This window comes from Bordetella pseudohinzii (assembly GCF_000657795.2).
Taxonomy (GTDB): domain Bacteria; phylum Pseudomonadota; class Gammaproteobacteria; order Burkholderiales; family Burkholderiaceae_B; genus Bordetella; species Bordetella pseudohinzii.
Window position 1 is genome coordinate 162,253 of the sequence record NZ_JHEP02000009.1, and the last position, 25,074, is coordinate 187,326.

Annotated in this window: 25 protein-coding genes; 13 read left to right on the top strand and 12 right to left on the bottom strand. The window is 68.4% G+C overall.

Going from position 1 to position 25,074, the window contains the following annotated elements; genetic code table 11:
* Nucleotides 1-213: 213 nt before the first annotated feature.
* Nucleotides 214-1,191, top strand: coding sequence for a SphA family protein (locus L540_RS13270; protein ID WP_043211923.1), 978 nt, complete (start codon nucleotides 214-216; stop codon nucleotides 1,189-1,191).
* Here L540_RS13270 and L540_RS13275 read toward each other — a convergent pair.
* The 5 genes from L540_RS13275 to L540_RS13295 form a co-directional block, all read right to left on the bottom strand.
* Nucleotides 1,163-3,250, bottom strand: a complete 2,088-nt coding sequence (locus L540_RS13275) for a putative bifunctional diguanylate cyclase/phosphodiesterase (protein WP_043211924.1) — start codon at nucleotides 3,248-3,250, stop codon at nucleotides 1,163-1,165. The two genes, L540_RS13270 and L540_RS13275, sit on opposite strands and share 29 nt — an antisense overlap.
* 125 nt (nucleotides 3,251-3,375) lie before the next feature.
* Nucleotides 3,376-4,287, bottom strand: a complete 912-nt coding sequence (locus L540_RS13280) for an NAD(P)-dependent oxidoreductase (RefSeq protein WP_043211927.1) — start codon at nucleotides 4,285-4,287, stop codon at nucleotides 3,376-3,378.
* A 54-nt stretch (nucleotides 4,288-4,341) separates the two neighbouring features.
* Nucleotides 4,342-4,977 carry an NHL repeat-containing protein gene (locus L540_RS13285; RefSeq protein ID WP_043211974.1) on the bottom strand — a complete coding sequence of 212 codons (636 nt, stop codon included), beginning with the start codon at nucleotides 4,975-4,977 and terminating at the stop codon, nucleotides 4,342-4,344.
* Between the two features lie 32 nt (nucleotides 4,978-5,009).
* On the bottom strand, nucleotides 5,010-6,215 hold the full coding sequence (locus L540_RS13290; RefSeq protein WP_043211928.1) for a hypothetical protein: 1,206 nt from the start codon (nucleotides 6,213-6,215) through the stop codon (nucleotides 5,010-5,012).
* A gap of 649 nt (nucleotides 6,216-6,864) precedes the next feature.
* Nucleotides 6,865-7,845 (bottom strand): DNA-binding protein, encoded by a 981-nt coding sequence (locus L540_RS13295; protein ID WP_043208279.1) that lies wholly within the window; start codon nucleotides 7,843-7,845, stop codon nucleotides 6,865-6,867.
* Nucleotides 7,846-8,060: 215 nt separating this feature from the next.
* Here L540_RS13295 and L540_RS13300 point away from each other — a divergent pair, with 215 nt between their 5' ends.
* Nucleotides 8,061-9,044 (top strand): site-specific integrase, encoded by a 984-nt coding sequence (locus L540_RS13300; protein ID WP_043208276.1) that lies wholly within the window; start codon nucleotides 8,061-8,063, stop codon nucleotides 9,042-9,044.
* 102 nt (nucleotides 9,045-9,146) lie between these two features.
* The gene (locus L540_RS13305; protein ID WP_043208226.1) at nucleotides 9,147-9,428 is read left to right on the top strand and encodes a peptidylprolyl isomerase; all 282 of its coding nucleotides are present in this window, start codon (nucleotides 9,147-9,149) and stop codon (nucleotides 9,426-9,428) included.
* A gap of 60 nt (nucleotides 9,429-9,488) precedes the next feature.
* Here the strand turns inward: L540_RS13305 and L540_RS13310 are convergent, their stop codons facing one another.
* Nucleotides 9,489-9,953, bottom strand: coding sequence for a GNAT family N-acetyltransferase (locus tag L540_RS13310; protein ID WP_043208224.1), 465 nt, complete (start codon nucleotides 9,951-9,953; stop codon nucleotides 9,489-9,491).
* 153 nt (nucleotides 9,954-10,106) lie between these two features.
* On the opposite strand from L540_RS13310, the gene L540_RS13315 reads away from it, so the two are divergent.
* Nucleotides 10,107-10,496, top strand: coding sequence for a VOC family protein (locus L540_RS13315; protein WP_109842552.1), 390 nt, complete (start codon nucleotides 10,107-10,109; stop codon nucleotides 10,494-10,496).
* 15 nt (nucleotides 10,497-10,511) lie between these two features.
* On the opposite strand, the gene L540_RS13320 is transcribed toward L540_RS13315, so the two are convergent.
* Complete coding sequence (locus L540_RS13320; RefSeq protein WP_043208273.1) at nucleotides 10,512-10,781, bottom strand: YunC family protein; 270 nt, start codon at nucleotides 10,779-10,781, stop codon at nucleotides 10,512-10,514.
* Between the two features lie 74 nt (nucleotides 10,782-10,855).
* Here L540_RS13320 and L540_RS13325 point away from each other — a divergent pair, with 74 nt between their 5' ends.
* The 9 genes from L540_RS13325 to L540_RS13365 all read left to right on the top strand — a co-directional run bounded on the left by L540_RS13325 (nucleotide 10,856) and on the right by L540_RS13365 (nucleotide 18,955).
* The gene (locus L540_RS13325; protein ID WP_043208218.1) at nucleotides 10,856-11,074 is read left to right on the top strand and encodes a SlyX family protein; all 219 of its coding nucleotides are present in this window, start codon (nucleotides 10,856-10,858) and stop codon (nucleotides 11,072-11,074) included.
* A gap of 20 nt (nucleotides 11,075-11,094) precedes the next feature.
* Complete coding sequence (locus L540_RS13330; protein ID WP_043208215.1) at nucleotides 11,095-11,880, top strand: deaminated glutathione amidase; 786 nt, start codon at nucleotides 11,095-11,097, stop codon at nucleotides 11,878-11,880.
* A gap of 261 nt (nucleotides 11,881-12,141) precedes the next feature.
* Entirely contained in the window at nucleotides 12,142-13,047 is a 906-nt protein-coding gene (locus L540_RS13335) for a branched-chain amino acid ABC transporter permease (protein WP_043208213.1), read from the top strand.
* On the top strand, nucleotides 13,047-13,979 hold the full coding sequence (locus L540_RS13340; protein WP_043208211.1) for a branched-chain amino acid ABC transporter permease: 933 nt from the start codon (nucleotides 13,047-13,049) through the stop codon (nucleotides 13,977-13,979). The genes L540_RS13335 and L540_RS13340 overlap by 1 nt, the downstream gene beginning before the upstream one ends.
* Nucleotides 13,976-14,716 (top strand): ABC transporter ATP-binding protein, encoded by a 741-nt coding sequence (locus tag L540_RS13345; protein ID WP_043208209.1) that lies wholly within the window; start codon nucleotides 13,976-13,978, stop codon nucleotides 14,714-14,716. Before L540_RS13340 ends, L540_RS13345 begins: the two co-directional genes overlap by 4 nt.
* A 2-nt stretch (nucleotides 14,717-14,718) precedes the next feature.
* On the top strand, nucleotides 14,719-15,393 hold the full coding sequence (locus L540_RS13350; protein WP_043208205.1) for an ABC transporter ATP-binding protein: 675 nt from the start codon (nucleotides 14,719-14,721) through the stop codon (nucleotides 15,391-15,393).
* Entirely contained in the window at nucleotides 15,390-16,826 is a 1,437-nt protein-coding gene (locus L540_RS13355; RefSeq protein ID WP_043208203.1) for an aldehyde dehydrogenase family protein, read from the top strand. Before L540_RS13350 ends, L540_RS13355 begins: the two co-directional genes overlap by 4 nt.
* A gap of 27 nt (nucleotides 16,827-16,853) precedes the next feature.
* Nucleotides 16,854-17,606 carry an SDR family oxidoreductase gene (locus tag L540_RS13360; protein WP_043208201.1) on the top strand — a complete coding sequence of 251 codons (753 nt, stop codon included), beginning with the start codon at nucleotides 16,854-16,856 and terminating at the stop codon, nucleotides 17,604-17,606.
* 50 nt (nucleotides 17,607-17,656) lie between these two features.
* Nucleotides 17,657-18,955: an ABC transporter substrate-binding protein gene (locus tag L540_RS13365; RefSeq protein WP_043208199.1), complete on the top strand. Its 1,299-nt coding sequence runs from the start codon at nucleotides 17,657-17,659 to the stop codon at nucleotides 18,953-18,955.
* 93 nt (nucleotides 18,956-19,048) lie between these two features.
* Here the strand turns inward: L540_RS13365 and L540_RS13370 are convergent, their stop codons facing one another.
* The 5 genes from L540_RS13370 to L540_RS13390 are packed head-to-tail and all read right to left on the bottom strand — an operon-like array spanning nucleotide 19,049 to nucleotide 24,999.
* A complete protein-coding gene (locus L540_RS13370; protein ID WP_231584800.1) occupies nucleotides 19,049-19,966 on the bottom strand; it encodes an acyl-CoA dehydrogenase family protein in 918 nt (305 codons plus the stop codon).
* 5 nt (nucleotides 19,967-19,971) lie between these two features.
* The gene (locus L540_RS13375; RefSeq protein ID WP_043208271.1) at nucleotides 19,972-21,117 is read right to left on the bottom strand and encodes an acyl-CoA dehydrogenase family protein; all 1,146 of its coding nucleotides are present in this window, start codon (nucleotides 21,115-21,117) and stop codon (nucleotides 19,972-19,974) included.
* A gap of 11 nt (nucleotides 21,118-21,128) precedes the next feature.
* Nucleotides 21,129-22,091, bottom strand: coding sequence for a tripartite tricarboxylate transporter substrate binding protein (locus L540_RS13380; RefSeq protein WP_043208195.1), 963 nt, complete (start codon nucleotides 22,089-22,091; stop codon nucleotides 21,129-21,131).
* Nucleotides 22,092-22,123: 32 nt separating this feature from the next.
* Complete coding sequence (locus L540_RS13385; RefSeq protein WP_043208193.1) at nucleotides 22,124-24,199, bottom strand: acetate--CoA ligase family protein; 2,076 nt, start codon at nucleotides 24,197-24,199, stop codon at nucleotides 22,124-22,126.
* Nucleotides 24,196-24,999 carry an enoyl-CoA hydratase gene (locus L540_RS13390; protein WP_043208190.1) on the bottom strand — a complete coding sequence of 268 codons (804 nt, stop codon included), beginning with the start codon at nucleotides 24,997-24,999 and terminating at the stop codon, nucleotides 24,196-24,198. The genes L540_RS13385 and L540_RS13390 overlap by 4 nt, the downstream gene beginning before the upstream one ends.
* Nucleotides 25,000-25,074: the final 75 nt, after the last annotated feature.

Below are 25,074 nucleotides of genomic sequence, written 5' to 3' on the forward strand. Positions count from 1 at the left end.
TGAGCAATGACCCGGACAGAATACTGACGTTTTTGGGGATTTTCCAGTGTGGCAAACCCCATTTAAAAACCGGGTATGAAACTGCGCATGGCGGGCGCCATGCCTTGACGTTTGCGCCACTTTCTCGCAACACTTGCGCATAAGCCGCGACCGCCTTTTCCCGCAATCGCGCGGTTTTCGAAACAGTGTTCGGCGATGTGATCCGGAGGTGGTATGCGTGGCGCGAGAAGCCCGAAGCTGTGCGGCCGGCATTATGTCTGCGGCCTTGCCTTTCTGGCCGCCCTGCCCGGCGCGGCGCACGCCACCGAAGGCGCGCTGGGACGCCAGGTGACCGGCACGACGGTGCAGGCCAATATCGGCATCGTCGCGCCGGAGCCGATGACGGTCGTCAGCCTTTCCGAGCTTTATCTCGACGGCAAGATCGAGGGCCGGCGCCAGGTGCCCGTGGGCGGGCAGATCGCCCTGGGCCTGGATGGCCAGGTGGCTTTCACGCTGGCCACGCTCATGAAGGTCTGGGATACCGGAGCGGGCAGCTGGAATTTCGCCTCCAGCCTCACCCTTCCCTATGTATGGACCCAGGTCAAGGCCAGGGTGGCCGGCCCGCGCGGCAATAGCCGCGAGACCAGCGACACGGCATCCAATCTGTTTGACCTGTATTTCACGCCGATTATCGCCGGCTACCACTTCTCGCAGACCCAGCACATGGCGCTGAGCCTGAATATCTGGGCGCCCACGGGTAAATATGATGAAAACTCGCTGGCCAACCCCAGTTTGAATAACTGGACTTTTGTTCCCCAGGTGGCCTATACGGGCATCTTTCCGGAATCCAAAATGCAGCTCGACGCCGTGGCCTCGCTGCAGCTGTATACGCGCAACCAGGCCACGGATTATCGCAACGCCCCCATCTTCGGGCTGGACGTCATGGCCCGGCATATGTTCGGCAATGGCGTGGGCGCCGGCCTGGTCGTGGGCACCCAGCAGCAACTGGGCGCCGACTCGGGCCCCACGGCCGACCGCCTGAATGGTTTCAAAGGCCACGACTGGGCCCTGGGGCCGATTCTCACCTATGACCGCAAACTGGCGAACAACCGCTCGCTGTCGCTGTCGGCGCGCTGGACGCCGACGGTGAGCAGCACGCGGCGCCTGGACAGCACCAGCACCTTCATGGTGAGCGCGGCGCTGGTGTTCTGAGGCCGTATGCCAGCGGGCCCGGCGCCTCGGGATCAAAGGCCCAGCCCGGCGCGGGCCGGCCGGTCAGATAGCCTTGCAGCACATCGCAGCCCAGCTCCACCAGCAGCTGCCGCTGGGCCTCGGTTTCCACGCCTTCGGCCACCACCGACAGGCGCAGGGCATGGGCCAGCGCCAGGATGGCCGAGACGATGGACACATCCTCGGTATCGCGTTCCAATTCCCGCACAAAGCCGCGGTCGATTTTCAGCTCGCGCGCCGGGAAGCGCTTCAGATAGGACAGGCTGGAGTAACCGGTCCCGAAGTCGTCGAGGGACAGCCCCACCCCCATGGCATAGAGCCGCCGCATGATCGTCACGCTCTGGGCGGCCTGTTTCATGGCCGTGGTTTCGGTGATCTCCAGCACCAGGCGGTTGGGATGCAGCCCGTGGCGCTTGAGCGCGGCGGCGATGTCATCGGCGAAACCGGCCTGCTGGAATTGCAGCGCCGGGATATTGACCGCCACGGTGCGGATATCGGCTCCCTGACGATCCCAGGCGGCCATCTGCCGACAGGCCTCGTCCAGCACCCAGGCCTGCAAAGGCAGGATGAGACTGGTCTGTTCCGCCAGCGGAATGAATTCATCGGGCGGCACATCGCCCAGCGCCTTGCTCCGCCAACGCAGCAAGGCCTCGACGCCGACGCGCTCGCCGCTGGCCGCCTTGACCTTGGGCTGGTAGAACAAGCGCAGCTCGCCGCGCTCGATCGCCAGGCGCAGCTGCTCGACCACGCGCAGCTGACGGTCGCTGCCGGCCTCCATCGACGGTTCGAAGAAGGCATAGCGGTCGCGGCCCAGGTTCTTGGCGTAGGCCTTGGCGGCCTCGGCCTTGGCCATGAGGGCATGCGGATCCACGCCGTCATGCGGATAGACGGCGATGCCCACGCTGGCCGAGATCCGGATCTCCTGGCCGAGCACCCGGAAAGGCGGGCGCAGGCTGGCCAGATAGTTGCCGGCCACATGGCTGGCGTAGGCCGCGCGCTCGACCGCCGCCACCGCCACGAACTCATCGCCGCCCAGGCGCGCGAAGCTGTCGTCGGGGCCGGCCGCCTGCGACAGCCGCTGGGCCGCGTGCATCAGGACCTCGTCGCCCACCGGATAGCCGTAGGCATCGTTGATGGCCCGGAAACTGTCCACGTCGATCACCAGCAGGGCCAGCATGCCGCCTTCGGCCCGGCCGCGATCGATGGCGGCGGCCAAGCGCTTATCGAACATGCGGCGGTTGACCGCGCCGGTGACGCTATCATGGGCATGCAGATAGGAAAGCCGGTGGCGGGCCTCCTGCAGCGAGGTGGCCAGCTCGGCGCTCCTGGCGCTTGTCTGCGCATAGCTGGCCGACAGCTTGTTGGCCGCCAGCGACAGCGCCACGGTCAGGCCCAGGATGGTGGCGGCCAAGCCATCGGCGCTGATCGCCAGCGACAGCGTGCCGGCGCCCCCCGCATGCACGGCCGAGGCCATGCCGCTGTAGTACATGGCGGAAAAGCCCAGGCCCATGGCGCCCGCCTCCCAGGCGCGCAAGGAGGCGCGCTCGGGATGGGCGCGCTGGCGCGCGCCGCGCCATATCCCCAGGCCGGCGGCCAGAATGGCCGCGGCAAAAGACAGCAGCACCAGGGGCCAGGAGAAGCCCGATGGGATGCGCACGGCCTCCATCCCGGTGTAATGCATGCCGGCGATCCCGGCGCCCACGATGACCGCCCCCAGCGCCCGCTCCCATCGCGCCAGCCCCGGCTGTGTCATCAGCCACAGCGCCAGGGCCGCGAAGGCGACGGCGATCAGCAGCGCGATCAGGGTCGCCAGGCGGCCATAGCCCCAGGGCAAGGGCAGGCCGAAGGCCAGCAGCCCGACGAAATGCATGCCCCACAGGCCGAAACCGGTAATGCAGGCGCCCACCCACAGCCAGGCCGAGCCCACGCCCTCGCGCTCGACCACGATGCGCGCGGCGATCGCAAGCGCCGTATACGAAGCCAGGACCGCCAGGGCGACGGACAGCAGAACGAGTGCGGGGCTATAGCCTGCCTGGACCATATCGGCGCGCCAGAGTCAGTATGCGCTCAGATTAGATCGCGGCAGGAATCAAGGCAAGAAGAACGACGATAAGCGACGTACGCTGCGAATTTTGGATTTTTGCGAGATTCGCAGCGCTGCGAGCATCAGGCCGACGCCACCCGCCGGCAATGCTGCAAGGCGGCTTCGATCAGGTTGTCGCTGGCCTCGGGCGTGCGGAAAGCCGAGTGCGCCGACAAGGTGACATTGTCCAGCGCATACAGCGGATGGCTGGCCGGCATAGGCTCGACATCAAACACATCCAGCGCGGCATGGCGCAGCTTGCCGCTTCGCAGCGCGGCGATCATGGCCGCTTCATCGACCAGGGCGCCGCGCGCCGTATTCACCAGGATGGCGCCGTCGCGCATCCGCGCGATGCGCTCGGCCGACAGCCAGCCGCGGGTCTCGTCATTGAGCAGCAGATGCAGCGACAAGACGTCGCTGCGCGCCAGCAGCTCGTCCGGCGTCACGAAGCGCACGCCCGGATGCGATTTGCTGCTGCGGTTCCAGGCCAGGACGTCCATGCCCACGCCCTGCGCCAGCCGGGCCATCTCGGCGGCGATGCCGCCAAAGCCCAGCAGGCCCAGGGTCTTGCCGGTCAGTTGCACGGCATCGGTGCGCAGCCACTGCCCCGCGCGCATGGCGCGGTCCATCTTGCTGAAGCTGCGCGCCGCCGCCCACATCAGGGCAAACGCGCATTCCGCCACGGCCGTGTCGCCATAGCCCTTGATGATGTGCACCTCGATGCCCAGCCCGGCCAACGCCTCCGGATTCATATAGGAGCGCGCGCCCGTGCCCAGAAAGACCACATGCTTGAGTGCCGTGCAGGCCCGCGCCACCTCGGTAGGCAGATGCGTGTGGTCGATGATCGCGATCTCGGCGCCGCCCAGCACGCCCGGAATCTGCTCGGGCCGGATGTCCGGCTGCCGATTGATGACCAGTCCGGGATCGCTCTGACGGTGCAGGCGTTCGGCGACGGCGGCCAGGGTGGGATTGGCATCGATGAAAACGGCTTGCATGCGGGGCTTCCTATTCAATGGCGCAAAGAGTCCCCAGAGGATAGCAGGCCAGCCTCACGCCGCCTTCACCCGCCTTAGCTTGCCGCTGCCGCCCCCGCCGCAGAAAAAGCCCGAGGCACCATCCGACTCCAGGCCGGAGACGGCTACGCCCTCGGGCATGGCGATGCGTTCCAGCACCTCGCCCGAGGCCGGGTCCACGCGCCTGATCTCGCCCGGCCCTGTGTCATCCCACACCCCATGCCAGAGCTGCGCGCCGGCCCAGCTCACGCCGGTGACGAAGCGGTCCGAACGCAAGCTGCGCCGCACCGCGCCGCTGGCGGGATCGATTTCATGGATGAGGCGTTCGCGCCAATGCCCCACCCACAGCGATCCCTCGCCCCAGGCCAGCCCCGAATAGCCGCTGCCGGGCAAAGGCAGCGTGGCCACGACCTCGCCGCTGGCCATGTCGATTTTCTGGATCACGTCGCCGCCGATCTGGTAGAGGTGGCGGCCATCGCAGGCCGTGCCCGCATCGGCCCGCAGTTTCAGCTCGCGCACCACCTTGCCGCTGCCGGGGTCCATGGCCAGCAGCTGCCCGCCGGTGGCGAACCACACATGCCGGCCGTCATAACTCACGCCATGGACGGCCGGCGCGCCCTCGAAGGGACCGTACTCGCGCAGGATTTCCGCCTGATGCACTGTCTTTGCCATGATGATCTCCAAAGGAATCGGTGCAGCCCATTCTAGGCAGGCGGCTCGTGGACGGGGAGTAACAAGTCTGTCGGGAATCCCGGCAACAGCGGGCCGGTCCAGCGCCGCGCCCGGCCCTGCCCCATGGCCTGCGCCTGATCCGCCTCGGCCAGGGCGCGCAGGCCGCGCTGGACGGTGCGCGCGCTCAAGCCCAGGACCTGGGCCAAGGCGGCGGCCGACCAGGCCTGGCCGTCGGCCAGCAAGGCCGCGATCGCCGGATGCGCGCGCGTGGCCGGCGGCAGGAGCACGGCCACCCCGGCCGCCCCCAGGGGCAGCAGCCGGTAGCCGCCGGCCGTGGCCTGCACCCCGGCCAGCGGCGCCATCTTCTGGCGCAGGCGCCCCATCTCCACCCGCAGGCGCGCGCGATGGGTCTCATCGATGCGCCGGGCGCGGAAGACCCGGCGCGCCAGGCTTTCCCTGTCCACATCGGCCGGCCAGGCCTGCGCCAGTTCACGCGCCAGCGCCAGCAGCACCGGGCGCCGGCGCAAATCCACCCGCAAGCCGCCGGCGCGCAGACCATGGCGGCAGCCGTCGACCACCAGCCGGCCGCTCTCGAACAAAGCCTGCACCCCGTCCAGGTCCAGCACGCGCGGGCCCGCGGCGTCGGCCAGCACGGCGGCCGGGCCCTCGCACAAGGCTTCGGCGCGCGCGATCTCGGCTTGCAGACCGGCCTCGACCACGCCCGCGCGGGCGCGCGCCAAGGCCTGGCGCGCCGCGCGCGCATCCAGATCGCGCATATGAATGCCGGCCAGCAGCAGATCCCAGGCCGGACGCAGCCGGGGCAGCAGATCATGCGGATCGGCCTGCTCCAGCAGCGCACGGGCCTGGCCCACATGGCCGGCGAGCAAACGGCTGCGCGCCTGCAGATAGACGGCATAGGCCGTGTTATGCCTGTCGCCGCGCAGCGCGGCGCGGGCCCGCGCCAGCGCCGCATCAATGCCGCGCAGCTCGCGCCGCGCCAAGGCGATCTCGGCCAAGGCCAGCTGACAACGCGCCCGCGACCGCGGCTCGCGCACGCCAAAGCCGGCCGCCGCGCGCGCCAACAAGGCCCGCGCCCGGTCAAAATCGCCGATGCGCGCCATCACCACGCCGCGCACGGCCAGCCCCGGCGCGTCCTCGCGCCGCGCCGCAAGATTCAAAGCGCCCAGCGCATCCCCGCGCGCCAGGGCCCGCCAGGCGGCGGCAAGCTCTGCGTCCATGATCCTCCTTGCTGTTTCCTGCCCGCGGTCTTCCGCTCCCGCGGTGTCAGACACCCTCAAGCACCGTTCGTGACCGCAACAGCCTGCCGCCCGGTGTCTGACACCGCCGCCACCGCGACTGTCTCCCGCGGTGTCAGACACCCCCAAGCGCCGTCCGTGACCGCAACAGCCTGCCGCCCGGTGTCTGACACCGCCACCACCGCGACTGTCTCGCGCGGTGTCAGACACCCCCAAGCGTCGTCCGTGACCGCAACAGCCTGCCACCCGTGTCTGACACCGCTGCCACCGCGACTGTCTCTCGCGGTGTCAGACACCCCCAAGCGCCGTCCGTGACCGCAACAGCCTGCCACCCGGTGTCTGACACCGCTGCCACCGCGACTGTCTCCCGCGGTGTTAGACACCCCCAAGCACCGTCCGTGACCGCAACAGCCTGCCGCCCGGTGTCTGACACCGCTGCCACCGCGACTGTCTCCCGCGGTGTCAGACACCCCCAAGCACCGTCCGTGACCGCAACAGCCTGCCACCCGGTGTCTGACACCGCCGCCACCGCGACTGTCTCCCGCGGTGTCAGACACCGCCGCCACCGGCCTCCGCCACTTGTAGCACTCGCCGCGATTGGCGCGGCGCTGCGGCGAGCCGCCGCCCGTCCTCAACCCGGCCGCGCCTTGCGGCGCGGCGCGGCCAGGAGGCGGGCGATTTGTTCGTCTTTGATGGCCAATTGCGCGCGCAGCTGGGCCGCATGCGCCTCGATGTCCGCATGGCGTTGCGCGAGAGCCTGTTCTTGCAGGGCCAGGGCGCGCGCGCCGGCTTCGGCCTGGGCCTGCCAGTGCGCCTGCGCGGCCTGGGCGGCGGCCAGGGCGCGGGCCAGGCCTTCGGCCTCGGCGCGCGCGTCTTCGCGCAAGGCCTGCAGCGCTTCGGCATGGGCTTGTTCGCGCCCGGCCAGGCCGCGCGCCGCCGCATCGCGCTCTTCTTGCAGCCGGCGCGCGGCCTGGCGCTGCGCGTCGAGGTCATTGAGCCAGCGCCGCTCATGGCTGGCGTGGCGGGCCTCGGCCTGGGCTAGGGCCTGCTGGTATTGTTGCTGCGCGGCGGCCAGGCTGTCGCGGCCCTGCCGCTCGGCGCGCTGGGCTTCCTGCCGCGCGGTCTCGGTCGCCTGACGCTGCGCCTGCAGTTCCGCCTCCGCGTCCTCCAGGCGCGCTTGCAGGGCTTGCGCCCTTGCCTGGGCGGCGCTGCCCAGGGCCTGCGCCGCGGCCAAGGCCGCTTCCAGGTCGGCCTCGCGCTGGGCCAGCCGCGCCTGGGCCTGGGCCAGCGCCTGGCGCTCGGCCTCCATGGCCGCCCGCTCGGCCTCCAGCCCGGCTTGGGCCTGGGCGGCCAGGCCGGCGGCTTCAGCGCGCGCCAGCGCCTGGGCTTGGCGCCACAGGCCTTGGGCGGCCTCCATGATGGCATCGGGTGGCCCGGCGCCGTCCAGCCGCCCGCCCAGTTCGCGCAGCCAGGCTTTCAGATGCGGCCCCACCGTATTGGGCGAACCGCGCCCCAGATGCTGGCGCACGCGCTCTATCGTGGGCTGCTCGCCCGCGCGCAGCAAGGCATCCGCCGCCGCCCAGACATCCTGTTGCTGAATCCCAATGGCCATCATCATTCCTTTGCGCGCCAAGGCCGTATTTAGCGCGGATAATGGATGTTTATCCGCGCTAATAGCATGTAGAAAATATCAATCACTACATACTACATATGATTTACAACATATCCAAGCAAAAACCGCCCGCAACGCCGGGATCGGCGCCGAGCGCGACCCCCTTGGGGCAGGCACTGGAACGTCTGGGCGGCAGCGCCGAATCGCTGCGCGCCTTGCTGCGCGAAGGCAGCTCGCCCAATACCCAGGCGGCCTATCGCGCGGCCATCCGCTATTGGGAGGCTTGGCATGTCTTGCGGCTGGAGCGGCCTTTTGCCCTGCCGGTGCCGGTCGAAGCCGTGCTGCAATTCATCGCCGACCACCTGGAGCACAGCACCGGCACCGGGCTGGCGCACGATCTGCCCAAGGAGATCGAGCAACAATTGCTGGCCTCGGGAGCCAAGCGCGCGCCCGGGCCGCTGAAGCTCTCGACCGTGCGCCATCGCCTGGCGGTGCTGTCCGAAGCCCATGAGACCCAGGCGCTGCCCAACCCCTGCCGCGACCGCGCCGTGCGCGCCCTCATGAAGCGCAGCCGCGCGGCCTATGCCCGGCGCGGCGATCTGCCGCAGGGCAAGGACGCCCTCACCCGCGAGCCGCTGGAACAATTGCTGGCGACCTGCGACGACACGCTCATCGGCCTGCGCGACCGCGCCATGCTCTTGTTCGCCTGGGCCAGCGGCGGGCGCCGCCGCTCCGAAGTCGCGGCCGCCACGATGGAGCAGCTGCGCCGCACGCCCGAGGGCTATGTCTATGTCCTGGCGCATTCCAAGACCAACCAGGAGGGCCGCGCCCGCCCGGACATCTATAAGCCCGTGGCCGGGCGCGCCGCCCGGGCGCTCGATGCCTGGCTGGCGGCCGCCGGCATCACGCAAGGCCCCTTGTTCCGCCGCGTGCGCCGCGGCGGCATCGTGGGCGAGGCCTTGGGCGCCGAAGCCCTGCGCCGCATGGTCCAGGCCCGGGCGCGCCAGGCCGGCCTGGACGGCGACTATGCCGCCCACAGCCTGCGCGCCGGCTTCATCACCGAAGCGGGACGCCAGGGCCTGCCGCTGGCCGAGGTCATGGCCATGAGCGGCCACGCCAGCGTGGCCACCGTCATGCACTACCACCGGGCGGGCGCGGCCGCCTCATCCAGGGCGGCCCGCCTGCTCGACGAGGACTGAGCCGCCCCGGCCGCGCTACACTAGCGGGCCACGCGGGCGCCCTGCCCGCTCCCCTCATCCGGCGCCGGCCGCGCAACGGCCTGCCCTTACTGGAGCCACACCATGGCACAAGCCTCCGCCCGTCACATCCTCGTCTCCACCGAAGCCAAAGCCCAGGAACTGAAGACCGCCATCGAAAACGGCGCCGACTTCGCCCAGCTCGCCCGCGAAAACTCCAGCTGCCCCTCGGGCCGCCAAGGCGGCGACCTCGGCACCTTCGGCCCCGGCGAAATGGTGCGCGAATTCGACCAGGTCGTCTTCAGCGCCCCGGTCAACCAGGTCCAGGGCCCGGTCAAGACCCAGTTCGGCTACCACCTGGTCGAAGTCACCAGCCGCCGCGACTAAGCTTGTCCGCCCGCAACAAAAACCCGGCCGCGCGCCGGGTTTTTGTTGGGCCAAAAACGCCTAGAGATCGCGGCCCAGAAAGCGCGTGCCCGGCACCGGATTGCGTGTCACCGGCTCGGTGTCGCGAAAACCCAGCGACTCATACAGATAACGGGCCGCCAGGAACTCGGGCAGCACGTCCAGACAGATGCGGGCATAGCCCGCGGCCTTGGCCTCTTGCAGGATGCGCTCCATCAACTGGCGGCCCAGCTGGCGGCCGCGCGCCTCGGGGCGGACGTAGACGCGCTTCATTTCGCAGCTGCGGGCATCCACCTCGCGGAATCCCCCGCAACCCACCACGCCGTCGTCCTTCCAGGCCAGCAGCATGAGGCCGCGCGGCGCGGCATATTTGCCCGGCAGCCCGTCGAGTTCTTCTTCGTAGTTCTGGAAATCCAGGCTGACGCGGGTGCTGCCGATATATTCGCGGATGATGCCGATCAGGGCATCGCGGTCTTGCGGGAAACGGGCGGCTTGAATCTGAAACATGGCCTACCTTCGCGGCGCGCCGCCGATGACAATCAAAAAAGGCCTGGGGCGACATGCGAATAAGTGTGTGCCGCCGCCCGGCTCTCTGTCAAACGCGGCCACGGCCCGCCCCAGGCGCTATGCTGTATGGACACCACAGACAGGAGACTCACCATGCGCGCCATGCCGTTTCTCATGTTCCAGGGGCAGGCCGAGGAAGCCATGCGCTTCTATGTTTCGTTGTTTCCCGATGGCGCCGTCGAAAGCATCGAGCGCTGCGGCGCCAATGGCCCGGGCGCGCCAGGCAGCATCCACCAGGCGCGCTTTACCGTGGCCGGCCAGCGCGTGATGTGCATCGACAGCCCGACCCGCCACGACTTCGGCTTTACGCCCAGTTTTTCGCTATTCGTCGATTGCGACGACGAGGCCCAGCTCACGCGCCTGGCCCAAGCCCTGGCTGAACGGGGCGCGACGCTCATGCCCCTGGACAACTATGGCTTCAGCCGGAAATTCACCTGGGTGCAGGACCGGTTTGGCGTGTCCTGGCAGCTGAACCTGCCCTGATCCCGCGCGCGGCGCCTATTTGAAGCGGGCCAGCGCCTGCGCGCCCGTCATGCCTTCTTGCAGCCCCATGGCGCGGGCGGCCTGGCTGACCGCGATCAGCGGCGCCTGCAGCATCTGCGCGTGATCGGACACGCCGGTGACGATGGCGGCCGCCTCGCCCGTCTTGTCGAAGGTGGCCACATTGAGGTAGCCGCAGGCCAGGATACCCTTGCCGCCCTTGAGCAGCAGCAGCGGGCGGGCCAATTCGTGGCGGATCTGTTCAAAGTCGCTGAGATTGATGTCCATGGTCATCCGACCCCGAGACGATAAAGAAGTCCCCATTGTGTCACAGCCGCCGCACTCTGCGGTTTAATACCGCCATGGAACACGAACACGAACTGGCTGCCCGCGTCACCGAGCTGGAGGTCAAGCTGGGCTTTGCCGAAGACCTGCTGGACCGCCTCAACCTGCTGGTCTTCGAGCAGCAGAAGCAGATCGAAGCCATGGCCGCCCAGATCGGCCAGCTGCGCAATCAACAGAACGACGGCACGGGCGGCGCCTGGCGCAGCCTGCTCGACGAGCGGCCGCCGCACTACTGAATCCCGCCTGGAGACTCACCATGAAGATCGCCATGGGGCAATTCGCCGTCCGCCCCGTCTGGGAAGAAAACGCCGCCATCTGCCGCGACCTGATGCAGCGCGCCCGCGACGGCGGCGCCGACGCCCTGGTGCTGCCCGAAGGGGTGCTGGCCCGCGACATCACCGACCCGGACATCGTCAAGCGCTCGGCCCAGCCGCTGGACGGCCCCTTCCTCTCGGCGCTGCTGCCCGCCACGCAGGGCCTGACGGTGTTCTTCTGCGTGCATGTGCCGGCCGCCGACGGCAAGGTCTGGAACACGCAAGTGGCGCTGCGCGACGGCCGCATCATCGCTCAATACCGCAAGCTGCATCTCTACGACGCCTTCAATATGCAGGAGTCGCTCAACGTGCGGGCAGGCGCCGAGATTCCGCCCCTGGTCGAGGTGGCTGGCCTGAAGGTCGGCATGCTGACCTGCTATGACCTGCGTTTTCCCGAGCTGCCGCGCCGCCTGGCCCTGGACGGCGCCGACCTGCTGGTCGCTCCGTCGGCCTGGGTGCGGGGCCCGCTGAAGGAGATGCACTGGCAGGTGCTCTCGCAAGCGCGCGCGCTGGAGAACACGTGCTATGTGGTGGCCGTGGGCGAATGCGGCCCGCGCAACATCGGCGCCAGCATGGCCATCGACCCCCTGGGCGTCATCATCGCCCGAGCGGCCGAGACCGACGCCCTGGTCTTTGCCGACATCGATGCGGCGCGCCTGGTCCAGGCGCGCCAGACCCTGCCCGTACTGCAGAACCGCCGCTTCGCGCGCCCCGAACTGGCCGGCTGAACCTCCCCCCGCCCGCCCGGCCGGCCGCCACGGCGCCGCCGGGCCAGCCCCTTAAAGCCTGCATTAACCCTGCCTTCCGTAAAGTGGAATAGGACGGCGGAGACGCGCTCCCTATACTCATCCGCACACACGGACGGTTCGCGGTCCGGACAAGAAGGCGCGGCTCGCGCGCCATATCAGAGAGACAAAAGACGCCGTCAGCGCGTCCGTGCCATCGCTTGGGGGATCCCGGGGCGAGGCGCGCCTCTAGGGAGACGATGGTTGAGCTTGGATCTGCTACCCCTGGCTCTGGTCGACGGCATTGCCTACGCCAGCCTGTTGTTCCTGGTTTCCATGGGCTTGACCCTGGTGTTCGGCGTGATGGGCATTCTGAATGTCGCCCACGGCGCCTTCTACGCCTTTGGCGGCTATACCGCGGCCAGCTTCGTGATGTTCCTGGCCGGCCGCAGCGAATCCTCGGTGCTGCTCTTCCTGGCCTTGTTCGCCGCGGCCATCGTGGTCGGCCTGGCGCTGGGCACGGTGCTGGAGTTCCTGCTCATACGCCGCGCGCAGCACTACGACCCGGTCCTGAAACTGCTCCTGACCTTCGGCGCCTTCCTGATGCTCGAAGACATCCAGCGCGCGATCTGGGGCGCGCAGCCCTATAGCGCCAGCGAGGTCGTCAACCGCCTGGGCAATATCGAGCTCGGCGATATCACCTACACAACCTACCAGCTGGTGGTGGTGCCGGTGACCGCCCTGCTGGCCTATGTGGCGCTGGAGTGGTTTCTCAAGCGCACCAAGCTGGGCAAGCAGACCGTGGCCATGACCCATCATCGCGAGGTCGCCACCTCGCTGGGCATCAATGCCAAGAAGATAGGCCTGGTGACCTTCGTCATCGCCACCATGCTCGGCGCGCTGGGCGGCGCCCTGGCCGCGCCCACCACCTCGCTGGTGCCCGGCGCGGGCACCGACATGACGGTGCTGTCCTTTGCCGTGGTCGCCACCGCCGGCCTGGGCCAGATCACCGGGGCCCTGATCGCCGCGCTGCTGATCGGCGTGGCGCGCGCCATCGCCGTCTACATGGCGCCCGAACTCGAGGTCGCCGTGCCCTACATCATCATGGTGCTGGTGCTGATCATCCGTCCGCATGGCCTGTTCACCGTGGCCCAGGCGAGGACGATCTGATGAGCGTTCCTGTGATCAGTGTCCTGGCCGCCGCCGCGGCGCTGGGCATAGGCTACGGCTATGCCTGGACCATCACCCCCATCGTCTTCGGACTGACCTATGCCATCGCGGCCCTGGGCGTGTCCGTGATGGCGCGCGCCGGCCAGGTGTCTTTCGGCCATGCCATGTATGCCTGCATCTCGGCCTATACCGTGGCCTTCGTGGCGCGCGCCTATCCGGACGCCGACGCGCTGGTCCTGATCGCCGCCGGCGTGGCGGCCAGTTTCGCGGCCGCCTTGCTGGTGGGCTCCTTCGTGGTGCGCTATCGCGGCATCTTCTTCGGCATGCTCAACCTCGCCCTCAGCATGGTGCTGTTCGCCCTGCTGGGCAAGCTCTACACGCTGACCGGCGGCTCCGACGGCCTGCGCATCGCGCGGCCCACGCTGGCCGGCCTGGCGATGGAGCGCGAGTCCTTCGAGCGCGCCCTCCTCCTGCTGTCGCTGCTGCTGTCCCTGCTGCTGGCCTGGTGGGTGCAGCGTTACTTCCGCTCGGGCAGCGGCCAGGCGCTGTCGGCCATCAAGACCAACGAGACCCGCATCGAATACCTGGGCTTCTCGGCCTACCTGATCATGTGGAAGGGCTATCTGCTGTCGGCCGTGGTGGTCGGCGTCTCGGGCGCCCTGCTGGCCCTGATCCAAGGCCTGGTCACGCCGGAGATCGGCTCCTGGCTGCGCTCGGGCGAATTCGTCTTCATCACCATCCTGGGCGGGGCGGGCCATGCGGCCGGCGCCTTCCTGGGCGCCATTTGCTTCGAGACCGTCAAGCTGGCCTCCTCAGCCTACTTCCCCGGTCTGTGGCAATTCGTGCTGGGCCTGACGCTGATCCTGGTGATCTTCCTCTTTCCCAATGGCTTTGTCGGCCAGTTCATGAAACGCAAGGGAGCCCGCGCATGAAGCCGCTGATCCAGACCCGGGACCTGAGCCTGGCCTTTGGCGGCGTGGTCGCCGCCGATGCCATCGATTTTGCGCTGCATGAAGGCGAACGCCTGGCCGTGATCGGCCAGAACGGCGCCGGCAAGACCACCTTCATCAATATCTGCACCGGCTATCTCAAGCCCGACCGCGGCAAGGTCTGGTTCGACGGCATCGACGTCACCGCCATGACGCCGCGCAAAATCGTGCGCCTGGGCCTGGGGAGGTCTTTCCAGCTGCCGCAGCTGTTCGCCGAGCATAGCGTGCGCGAATGCGTGCAGATCGCCTCGGCGCGGCGCAACAAGGACTTGAGCTGGTTCCGCGCCCTGGAGCACACCATCGATGGCCGCGAAGTCGATGCAACGCTGGACCTGGTCGGCCTGCTGCCCGACGCGGGCGAGCGCAGCATCGAGCTGCCCGAAGGCAAGCGCAAGCTGCTGGACGTGGCCATGGCCCTGGCCCTGCGGCCCAAACTGCTCATCATGGACGAGCCCACCAGCGGCGTGGCCTCCGAGGACAAGCACGGCCTGATGGAAACCGTGATGCAGGCCCTGGACGAGCGCCGCGTCACCAGCTGGTTCGTCGAGCACGACGTCGACATCGTGTCGCGCTACGCCAGCCGGGTCGCGGCCTGGATCGCCGGCAAGGTGGCCGCCGACGGCCCGCCGGCCGAGGTGCTGGCGCATCCGCAGATCAAAAGCGAAGTGCTGGGAGTCTGACCATGCTGACGCTGACCGCCCTGAACGTCGATCTGGCCGGCAACCGCGTGCTGCGCGATGTCTCGGCCAGCTTTGCCCCGGCCCGGACCATAGGCATCGTCGGCCGCAACGGCGCCGGCAAGACCACGCTGCTGCGCAGCATCATGGGCCTGGCGCGCCTGAAGTCCGGCCGCATCGAGCTGGACGGCGTGGAACTCTCGGCACTGCCCGGCCATGCGCGCGCGGCGCACCGCATCGGCTATGCGCCGGAAGACCGCGTCATCTTCCCCACCATGACGGTGGAACAGAACCTGCGCCTGCCCTGCGAGGTGCAAGGCCAGCCGGCCGATGTCATCGCGGGCCGGCTGGCCACCGTGCTCAAGGTGGTGCCGCAGCTCGAACCCATGCTGCCGCGCTCGGGCGCGGCGCTGTCAGGCGGCCAGGGCAAGATGGTGGCGCTGGCGCGCGCCGTGATGGTGGGCACCCGCCTGCTCATGCTCGACGAGCCCTTCCAGGGCCTGGCGCCCAAGCTGGCGCGCGACTACACCGAGGCGCTGGCCCGCCTGAAGGAACTGCAACCCCAGCTCTGCGTGGTGATCACGGAATCCAACATCAAGCTGCTGGGCGGCATCCCCGACCAGATCTGGACGATCGAGCGCGGCTCGATCTCGCTGAACCCACCTGGAGAACCCGCATGACGCACATGATCATCAACGGACAGAAAGTGGCGGCCCGGGACGGCCGCAAGCTGGAAGTGATTTCGCCGGTCGATGGCCAGGCCTTCACCCACATCCCGCGCGGCCAGGCCGCCGACGTAGACCTGGCCGTGCGCGCGGCGCGCGCCGCCCTGGACGGCGGCTGGGGCCGTTCGACCGCCCTGGACCGCGGCCGGCTGCTGCTGCGCCTGGCTGAAAGCGTCCTGGCCCACCATGAAGAACTGTCGCAGCTCGAATCGCGCGACACCGGCAAGCCCCTGTCCACGGCGCGCGCCGATATCACGGTGCTGGCGCGCTACTTCGAGTTCTATGGCGGCGCGGCCGACAAAGTGCACGGGCAGACCATCCCCTTCCAGGAGGACTATTCGGTCCAGCTGATCCGCGAACCGCTGGGCGTCACGGCCCACATCATCCCCTGGAACTACCCGGCCCAGATGTTCGGCCGCAGCGTGGCCCCGGCCCTGGCCATGGGCAATGCCGCCGTGGTCAAGCCGGCCGAGGACGCCTGCCTGTCCATCGTGCGCGTGGCCGAACTGGCGCTGGACGTCGGTTTCCCGGCCGGCGCGCTCAATGTGGTCACCGGCCTGGGCGAAGAGGCCGGCGCGGCGCTGTCGGGCCATCCCGGCATCAACTTCGTGACCTTCACCGGCTCCAACGAAGTCGGCGTGCTGGTGCAAAGCGCCGCCGCCCGCAATGCCGTCAAATGCGTGCTGGAACTGGGCGGCAAGTCGGCGCACATCGTTTTTGACGACGCCAACGCCCAGCGCGCCATCCCGGCCATCGTCAAGGGCATCGTGCACAACGCCGGCCAGACTTGCACGGCCGGCAGCCGCCTGCTGGTGCAGAGAGGCATTTACGCCGATTTCATGCAGGCCGTGGCGCAGGAATTCTCCAAGGTGCGCGCCGGCACGCCCGACATGGACCTGACCTGCGGGCCGGTGGTCAACCGCGCGCAGTTCGAGCGCGTCAACCGCTATATCGCCAAAGGCCTGGCCGACGGCCTGAAAGTGGCGGCCGAGGGCAGCATCGCCGACGGCGTGCCCGCCGGCGGCTACTACGTCAAGCCCACGCTGTTCACCGCCGCCACGCACGACAGCGAGCTGTTCACGCAGGAGATCTTCGGCCCGGTGCTGGTCGCCCTGCCCTTTGACGACGAAGAACAGGCCATCGCCCTGGCCAACGCCACCGACTACGGCCTGCTGGGCGCGGTCTGGACCGAGAACGGCGGGCGCCAGCAGCGCGTGGCGCGCGGCATCAAGGTCGGCCAGGTCTATATCAATGGCTTTGGCGCCGGCGGCGGCGTCGAGCTGCCCTTCGGCGGCGTCAAGAAGAGCGGCCACGGCCGCGAAAAAGGCTTCATCGCGCTCGAAGAAATGAGCACCACCAAGACCATCATCCAGTACTACGGCAAGTAAACCCTGACACAGCAGACGGAGACAGACATGGGTCAATTGCAAGGCAAGGTCGCTATCGTTACCGGCGCGGGCAGCGGTTTCGGCGAAGGCATCGCCAAACTGTATGCCCGGGAAGGCGCGCAAGTCGTCATCGCCGACATCAATAAAAAGGCCGCCGACCGCGTCGCCAGCGAAATCGGCAGCGTCGCCCTGTCCCTGCAGGCGGATGTGTCCAGCCGCGCCGATGTCGACGCGGTGGTCAAGCACACGCTCGACGCCTTCGGCCGCCTGGACATCGTGGTCAACAACGCCGCCATCACTCACAAGAACCAGCCCATGCTGGACGTGGACGAAGAAACCTTCGACCGCATGTTCGCCATCAATGTGAAATCCATCTATCACATGGCGCAGGCCGTCATCCCCTACATGCGCCAGAAGCAACGCGGCGTGATCCTGAACATCGGCTCGACCGCCGGCATCCGTCCGCGCCCGGGCCTGAGCTGGTACAACGCCTCCAAGGGCGCGGTCAACGTGCTGTCCAAGTCCATGGCGGTCGAGCTCGGCCCCGACAATATCCGCGTCAATGCCATCTGCCCGGTGATGGGCGTGACGGGCATGTTCGAACTGTTCATGGGCTTGCCCGACACGCCCGAGAACCGCGCCAAATTCCAGTCCACCATCCCGCTGGGCCGCTTCTGCCAGCCTTCGGACGTGGCCGCCGCCGCGCTGTTCCTGGCCAGCGACGCCGCCGAATTCATCACCGGCGTGGAATTCCCGGTCGATGGCGGACGGACGATCTGAGCGTCCTGCCCCGTGGTTTTCCGAGCAGCAACAACAAGAGGAGACAGCGCATGAAGACCTTGAAACTGGCCGCCGCGGCGGCCTTGTTATCCGGGCTGGCCGGCTGGGCCCAGGCCGCCGACAAACCGCAGGAACTGAAGATAGGCATTTCCACCTTCCTGTCGGGCTCGGCCTCGGTGTTCGGCGTGCCGGCCAAGGATGCCGCCGACATCCTGATCCAGGACATCAACGCCGCCGGCGGCATCGACGGCGTCAAGCTGGTGCCGACCTATATCGATGAAGGCGGCGGCGGCGAGAAGCTGCTGTCCGAATACCGCCGCCTGGCCGAGGGCGGCACCAAGGTGATGCTGTCGGCGATCTCCAGCGGCCACTGCAATATCGTGGCGCCGGTGGCCGAAGACCTGAAGGTGCTCAATGTGCTCTGGGACTGCGGCACCGAGAAGGCGCTCGAGGGCAAGACCTATAAATATGTGGTGCGCACCCAGGCCAACGCCACCACCGAAATGGTGGCCCAGGTGCTCTACCTGATGAAGGTCAAGCCCGACTTCAAGACCGTGGCCATCGTCAACCAGGATTACGCCTGGGGCCGCGATTCGCGCGATATCTTCCTGGCCGCGCTCAAGAAGTTCAAGCCCGACGTCAAGGTCGTCGCCGAGATGTTCCCCAAGTTCGGCGCGGCGGACTTCTCGACCGAGATCAGCAAGCTGCAGGCCCTGCGGCCGGACGTCATCGTCTCGACCTCCTGGGGCGGCGACCTGGACAACTTCGTGCGCCAGGCCGCGCAGCGCAATCTGTTCAAGAACTCGACCTTCGTGCTCTCGCTGGCCGAAAGCTCGCTGGAGCGCCTGGGCAATGCCCTGCCCGAAGGCGTATACGTGGGCGCGCGCGGCGACCATTACTTCCTGCACCCGGAAACCAAGGACGATCCGGCCCACCAGGCCTTCATCAAAAAGTTCCACGACAAGACCAAGGCCTATCCGATCTACTCGGTCTACCACATGGTCCAGGCCATCCAGGGCCTGAAGGCCGGCTATGAAAAAGCCATCAAGGACAACGGCGGCGCCTGGCCGGCCCCCGAGCAGGTGGCCGCCGCCATGCACGACGTGACCTTCAAGGGTTTCGGCCGCCCGGTGCGCATCCACCGCGCCGACGGCCAGGGCCTGGAAGACCAGCTGTTCGGCGTGACCAAAAAGAGCGACAAATACCCCTTCAAGGTGTTATCCAACATCACCATCGTGCCGGCCGAGCTCGTCACCCCGGGCGTGTCGGATACCTCGATGGACTGGATCGCCAACAAGCTCGACGCCAAGACGCTCCAGAGCGACACCATCCAGGTCTTCAAGGACTGAGGCAAGCCTTGCCCTGCTGCGCGCCAGGCCATGCCTGGCGCTTTTCTATTAAAAACAGCAGGTTATGAAATATATTTAAGGTAACTTATCGCCCTAGGCGGCAGCCCGCCAGATGCGTTCCAGCAAGATATCCTGGCTCACCTCGCCCTCCAGCGCGGCGGCCAGGCGCATGATGCGCTTGAGATAAAGGTGCGCGTCGCACTCCCAGGTCATGCCCATGGCGCCATGGGTCTGGATGGCCTGGTGGGCGCAGCGCCGCGCCGCGTCCACCGCCAGCCACTGCGCGCCATCCAGGCCCGAATCGCTGCCCTCGTCCATGGCGCGCGCCGCGGCATCCAGCGCCAGGCAGGCATCATCCAGGGCCATCCAGCCTTCGGCCAGACGGTGCTTGATGGCCTGGTTGGCGCCGATGGGCCGCCCGAACTGCTGGCGCTCGCAGGCATAGGCCACCGCCATGCGCAAGGCCGCCTCGGCCGCGCCCAGCATCTCGGCCAGGCGCAAGAGCCGCAGCCGCGCGCGCAAGCCCTCGGCCTGCGGCGCGCTCAGGCGGGCCAGCGGCTCGCCCTCGCCCTCGGCCCAGCCCAGCGGCATGGTGGGATCCAGGCCGGCCTGCTGCGCCGCCGGCGGCAGGCGCCGCAAGTCCTGGCCGCGCAGCGCCAGGGCCGGCGCCCCCGCCCCTTCGACCAGGCCGTCCTCGTCCGCCCAGGCGAAATCCTTGTCCAGCGCCTGCGGCAGCAGGGGCAGGACCGCCATGGCCGCGGCAAGCGGCAGACTGAGCAGGTATTGCCCGGCCGCATGCGCCACCGGCCAGGCATGCGCCAGACCCAGGCCCAGGCCGCCCTGGGCTTCGGCCACCAGCATGGCGGGCCAGCCCTGCGCGCCCAGCTCGGCCCACAAGGCCTGGCGCTCGGCGGACGAAGCCTCGCAGGCCCGCCGCGCCCGCGCCGGCGGATGCTGATCCTTGAGAAAACGTTGCGCGGCCTCCTGCAAGGCCTTCTGATCTTCGGTCATGCCATTCATCCCTTGGGCAGGCCCAGCATGTGCTCGGCGATGATATTGCGTTGAATCTCCGACGTGCCGGCCAGGATGGTCTCGGCCCGCGACCAGAGATAGGCGTGAGCCAGTTCCTGCGCCTGCGCATCGCGCGGCAGCACGCCGCGCGCGCCCAGCCCCTCCATGGCCAGCTCCAGCAGGCGCTGGTGGGCTTCGCTCCAATGGACCTTGGTGGACGAGCCCTCCGGACCCGGCGGGTCGCCCCGCTCGGCGGCCGCCAGGGCGCGCTGCGACTTCAGGGCCAGCACCTGGCTGTCCAGGGCCAGGCGCGCCCAGCGTCGCTGCGAAGCCGCATCGGCGCACAGGGCGCGCACGGCCGACAGCTCCTGGGCGAAACGCACCAGGCGCGGAATGAAATACGTGCCGCGCTCAAAACTGGCCGCCGCCATCGCGATGCGCCAGCCGCCATGCTCGCTGCCCACCAGGGCGTCCTCGGGCACGAACACCTCCTCGAAGAAGACCTCGCAGAACTCCGCCTCGCCGGTCAATTGCCGGATGGGCTCCACGCGGATGCCCGGGCTTTGCATATCCAGCAGCAGAAAGCTCAGGCCCTTGTGACGCGGCGCCTCGGGATCGGTGCGCGCCAGCACGAAGCACCATTGCGCGCGGTCGGCGAAGGAGGTCCAGATCTTGTGGCCCGACAAGCGCCAGCCGCCCTCGCAACGTTCGGCCCGCGTGCGCACGGCGGCCAGGTCCGAGCCGGCGCCCGGCTCGGAATAACCCTGGCACCAGATCTCGCGGTTGGCGAGCACGCCAGGCAGAAAACGCGCCTGCTGCGCCGGCGTGCCGAAATGCAGCAAGGTGGGCGCCAGGATGCCGTGGCCGATCAGGTTCACGCCCAGCGGCGCGCCGCAGCGCGCATGCTCTTCATGGAAGATGGCCTGGCGGGCCAGGGACAGCGCCAGCCCGCCATGGGCCCGCGGCCAGCCCAGGCCCGAGCAGCCCTGTGCGCACAGCCAGTCTTCCCAGGCGCGGCGGTAGTCCAGCGAGCGCGGCGCGGCTCCGCCCGGCCAACGCGCGGCAAAGGCCGCGTAGGCCGGCGCCAGCCACTGGCGCAGGGCCTGCCGGAAGTCCTCGTCATCCGGCAGGGCCGCGAAGGTCTTCATCATGCCGCTCATGACTACTCCAGCCGGATATTGGCGTCGCGCGCCACCTTGGCCCAGGTGGCGATGTCCTGCTTGATGAAGGCGCCAAAGGTCTGCGGGTCGCTGCCAATGATGTCCAGCCCCAGATCGCTGAACTTGGCCTTGACCGCCGGTTCCTTGACGATCTCGGCGATAGCGCCGTAGAGCTTGTCGATCACCGGCTTGGGCGTGGCGGCCGGCGCCACCAGGCCCAGCCAGGGCATGGCCGAGTAACCCGGCAGGCCGGAGGCCGACATGGTGGCCAGCTCGGGCACCGAGGCCGAGGGCTGGGCCGTGGTCACGGCCAGCGCGCGCAGGCGCCCGTCCTTGACGAAGGGGCCGGACGAGGCCCAGGCGTCGAACATCACCTGGATGCGGCCGGCCACCAGGTCATTGAGCGCCGGGGCGCTGCCCTTGTAGGGGATATGCGCCATCTGCACCCCCGCCATGCTGTTGAAGAGCTCGGCCTCCATGTGGGTGGAGCTGCCCGTGCCCACCGAGCCATAGCTGACCTTGCCGGGATTGGCCTTCAGATAGGCGATAAGCTCGCCCACCGTCTTGGCCGGCACCGAAGGATGGACCTCCAGCACATGCACCACCGAGGCCACTTGGCTGATCGGGGCAAAATCCTTGATGGGGTCGTAGTTGACCTTGGCGTAGATGCTGGGCGCGATGCCCAGCGACGAGGCCGCCATCAAGAGCGTATAACCGTCGTGCTCGGCCCTTGCCACATAATCCGAGGCGATCATGGTGCCGCCGCCCGGCTTGTTTTCCACGATGACCGGCTGGCCGATCTTGGCCGTCAGCCGTTCCGCCACCAGGCGGCTCATGATGTCGGTGGCGCCGCCGGGCGCGAACGGCACCACGATACGCACCGGCTTGGACGGATAGTTGTCGGCGGCCTGCGCCAGGTTCGCCGCCAGGGCCAGCGCGCAGCCGGCCAATACTTGCTTCATCATTATTGTCTCCTCCGTGTGTTGCCCAGGATGGCCTAGGCGGTTGCGGGCAGGATCAGCGCGTCCAGCACGGCGACGCCCTGTCCGGCCTCTTGGACCAGCAATGGGTTGACCTCGATTTCCCCGACCGCGGCCGGCGCGGCCAGCATAGCCTGGCCGACCGCGGCAATGGCCTGGCAGGCCGCCGCTACATCGCCCGCCTTGCCGCGATAGCCCTCCAGCAAGGGATAGGCTTTCAGTTCGCGCAGCATCTCGCCGGCCGTGGCCGCGTCCACCGGCAAGAGCCGGTGGCTGACATCCTGATAAAGCTCGGTCAGCACGCCGCCCAGGCCCACGGTCAGCACCGGCCCGAACACCGGATCGCGCGTGGCGCCCACGATCAGCTCGGCCACGCCGCGCGCCATGGGCTGCACGAGCACGCCGTCGATGCGCGCGCCAGCCTGGCTGGCGCCGGCGGCCATCAGCCGCTCGAAGGCCGCGCGCGCGGCCGCGTCATCGGCCACGTTCAGGGCCACGCCGCCGATATCGGTCTTGTGCGCGATGTCCGGGCTGAGGATTTTCATGGCGACCGGATAACCCAGCCCGCGCGCCGCGTCCACCGCGGCCTCGGCCGTGGCGGCCCGCGCCACGCGCTGCGCCGGCATGCCGAAACCCGCCAGCCAATCGCGCGCGGCGGCCTCGTTGCAGGGCAAGGCGGGGGCCGCGGCCGGCTGAACAGCGCCCGCCTCGGCGCGGCGGCGCCCGCGTCCTTCGCACCAGCGCAGATAAGGCGCCAGGCTGTTGACGGCCAGGCCGAGATCGTCGAACACCGCCACGCCGGCCTCGCGCAGGCGCTCGCGGCATTGCGCCTGGCCCGTGTCGATGGCGACGAACAGGCGCGCATGCGCGCCCGCCGTCTCCACCAGGGCGTCGGCCATACGGTCCAGCATATAGCCGGGCGCATAGACCACCACGGTGTCGATATCCGGCGAGGTCGCCAGCGCGGCCAGCACCGTGCGCACGAAGTCCGGGTCATTGACCACATTGCCGGTCACATCGACCGGATTGCCCACCATGCCGTAATCGGGAATGCCTTCGCGCAGCGTGCGCTGCAGCGCCGGCGGCAGGTCGGGCAGCTCCAGCCCCGCGCCGATGAATTTATCGGCCAGGATGGCGCCGAGCGCGCCCGACATGGTGACCACGGCCACGCGCCGCCCCGCCTGACGGTCGCGCAGCGTGGCCAGGCTGGCGATGGCCGCCATCTGGGCGAAATCATCGGCCTGGATGACATTGAGCTGGCGAAAGGCCGCCGCATAGACGCGGCGGTCGCCGGCCAGGGCCGCCGTATGCGAGCGCACGGCCTGCGCGCCCTTGTCGGTATTGCCGGCCTTGAGCGCGATCAGCACCTTGTCCTGGCGCTGCAGGGCCTGGCAGGCGCGCACAAAACGCGGGCCGTCGCGCAATTGCTCGATATAGCCCAGCACGATGCCCGTGCCCGGATCCTCGGCCAGATACTCCAGGTATTGCGAGAAATCGATGCAGGCTTCGTTTCCCGTATTGATGAAATGCGAGAACGGCAGACCCAGGCGGCGGCCGATGGCGTAGACCGCCGCGCAGACATTGCCGCTCTGCGTCAGCAGGCTCACCGTGCCGGGCCCGGTCTGCGCCGGCGCTGTCTTGAAGACCGAGGCAAAGGCCGTATAGGCCTGGGTGTTGAGATTGGCAAAGCCCATGCAATTGGGCCCGGCCACGGCCATGCCGCTGTCGGCCGCGAAGCGCTCCATTTCCGCCTGCAGGCGCTGGCCTTCCTCGCCTTCCTCGGCAAAGCCGGCCGCATAGACAATGGCCGCGCGCACGCCGCGCGCGTGACAGCGCTTGAGCATGGGCGTGACCTCGGCGGCCGCGATGGCCAGCACCGCCAGATCCACGCCCGCCGGCACGGCCTCGATATCGGGCCAGCAGCGCAGGCCAAAGACTTCTTCGTACTTGGGATTGACCGGATAGATATCACCCTGGTAGCCGAAGCGGGTCAGCAGTTCCAGCGGCAGCCCGCCGATGCGCCCCGCATTGGCGCTGGCGCCGATCAGGGCGATGGAACGCGGGTCCAGCAAAGCGTCCATGGCGCTTCTCATGCCGTTTCCCCCTTCTTGTTGCGCATGATGGCCTGGGCCAGGCCGCGATCGCGCACGGAGCGGAACTCCTCGCTCATATGCGAGAGCTGGTGCGTGTCGAAATGCGCCGACAAGGCGGTGCGCAGGCCTTGCGCATCGGCGGTGCGATTGAGCGAGCGCTTGACCAGGTGCAGCCCGAAGGGCGGCGCCTGGGCGATGCGCTGCGCCAGGGCCAGGGTGGCGGCCTCCAGCTCGGCCACCGGCACCACGCGGTTGACCATGCCGATGCGCAAGGCCTCCTGCGCATCGAGTTTCTCGCCGGTAAACAGCATCTCCTTGGCGCGGCGCAAGCCCATGACCCAGGGATGGATCAGCACTTCGGTCGCCGCGGCGGCCAGGGTGTGGCCCACCGGATCCGAGAAAAAAGCGTCCTCGGCGGCGACGATGAGGTCGCACATATTGGCGATCATGAAACCGCCCGCCACGCAGGCGCCCTGCACCTGGGCCACGGTGGGCTTGGGGAAGTCCCAGATGCGCATGCAATAGTCGAAATAGCGGCGCGACTCATAGGCCCAGCGCTCCTCGACCGTGAAGTTCGCCCGCTTGGCCTGGGCCTCTTTCAGATCGTGCCCGGCGGAGAAATGCGCGCCGCGTCCGGCCAGGATCACCACGCGCACGCTCTCGTCCTCGGCCGCGCCTTGCAGGGCAAGGTCCAGTTCATCGAGCATCTGCTGGCTCTGGGCATTGCGCGCCGCTTCGCGCGCCAGGCTGATGCGGCAGACCGCGCCCAGGCGCTCCACCGTCAAAGTGCTGTATTCCATGGTCTCCTCGTCCTTGTTTTGGTGTGCCACGGATTGAATTAAGACAGCAACTTTCCTAAACTACAAAATATTCAA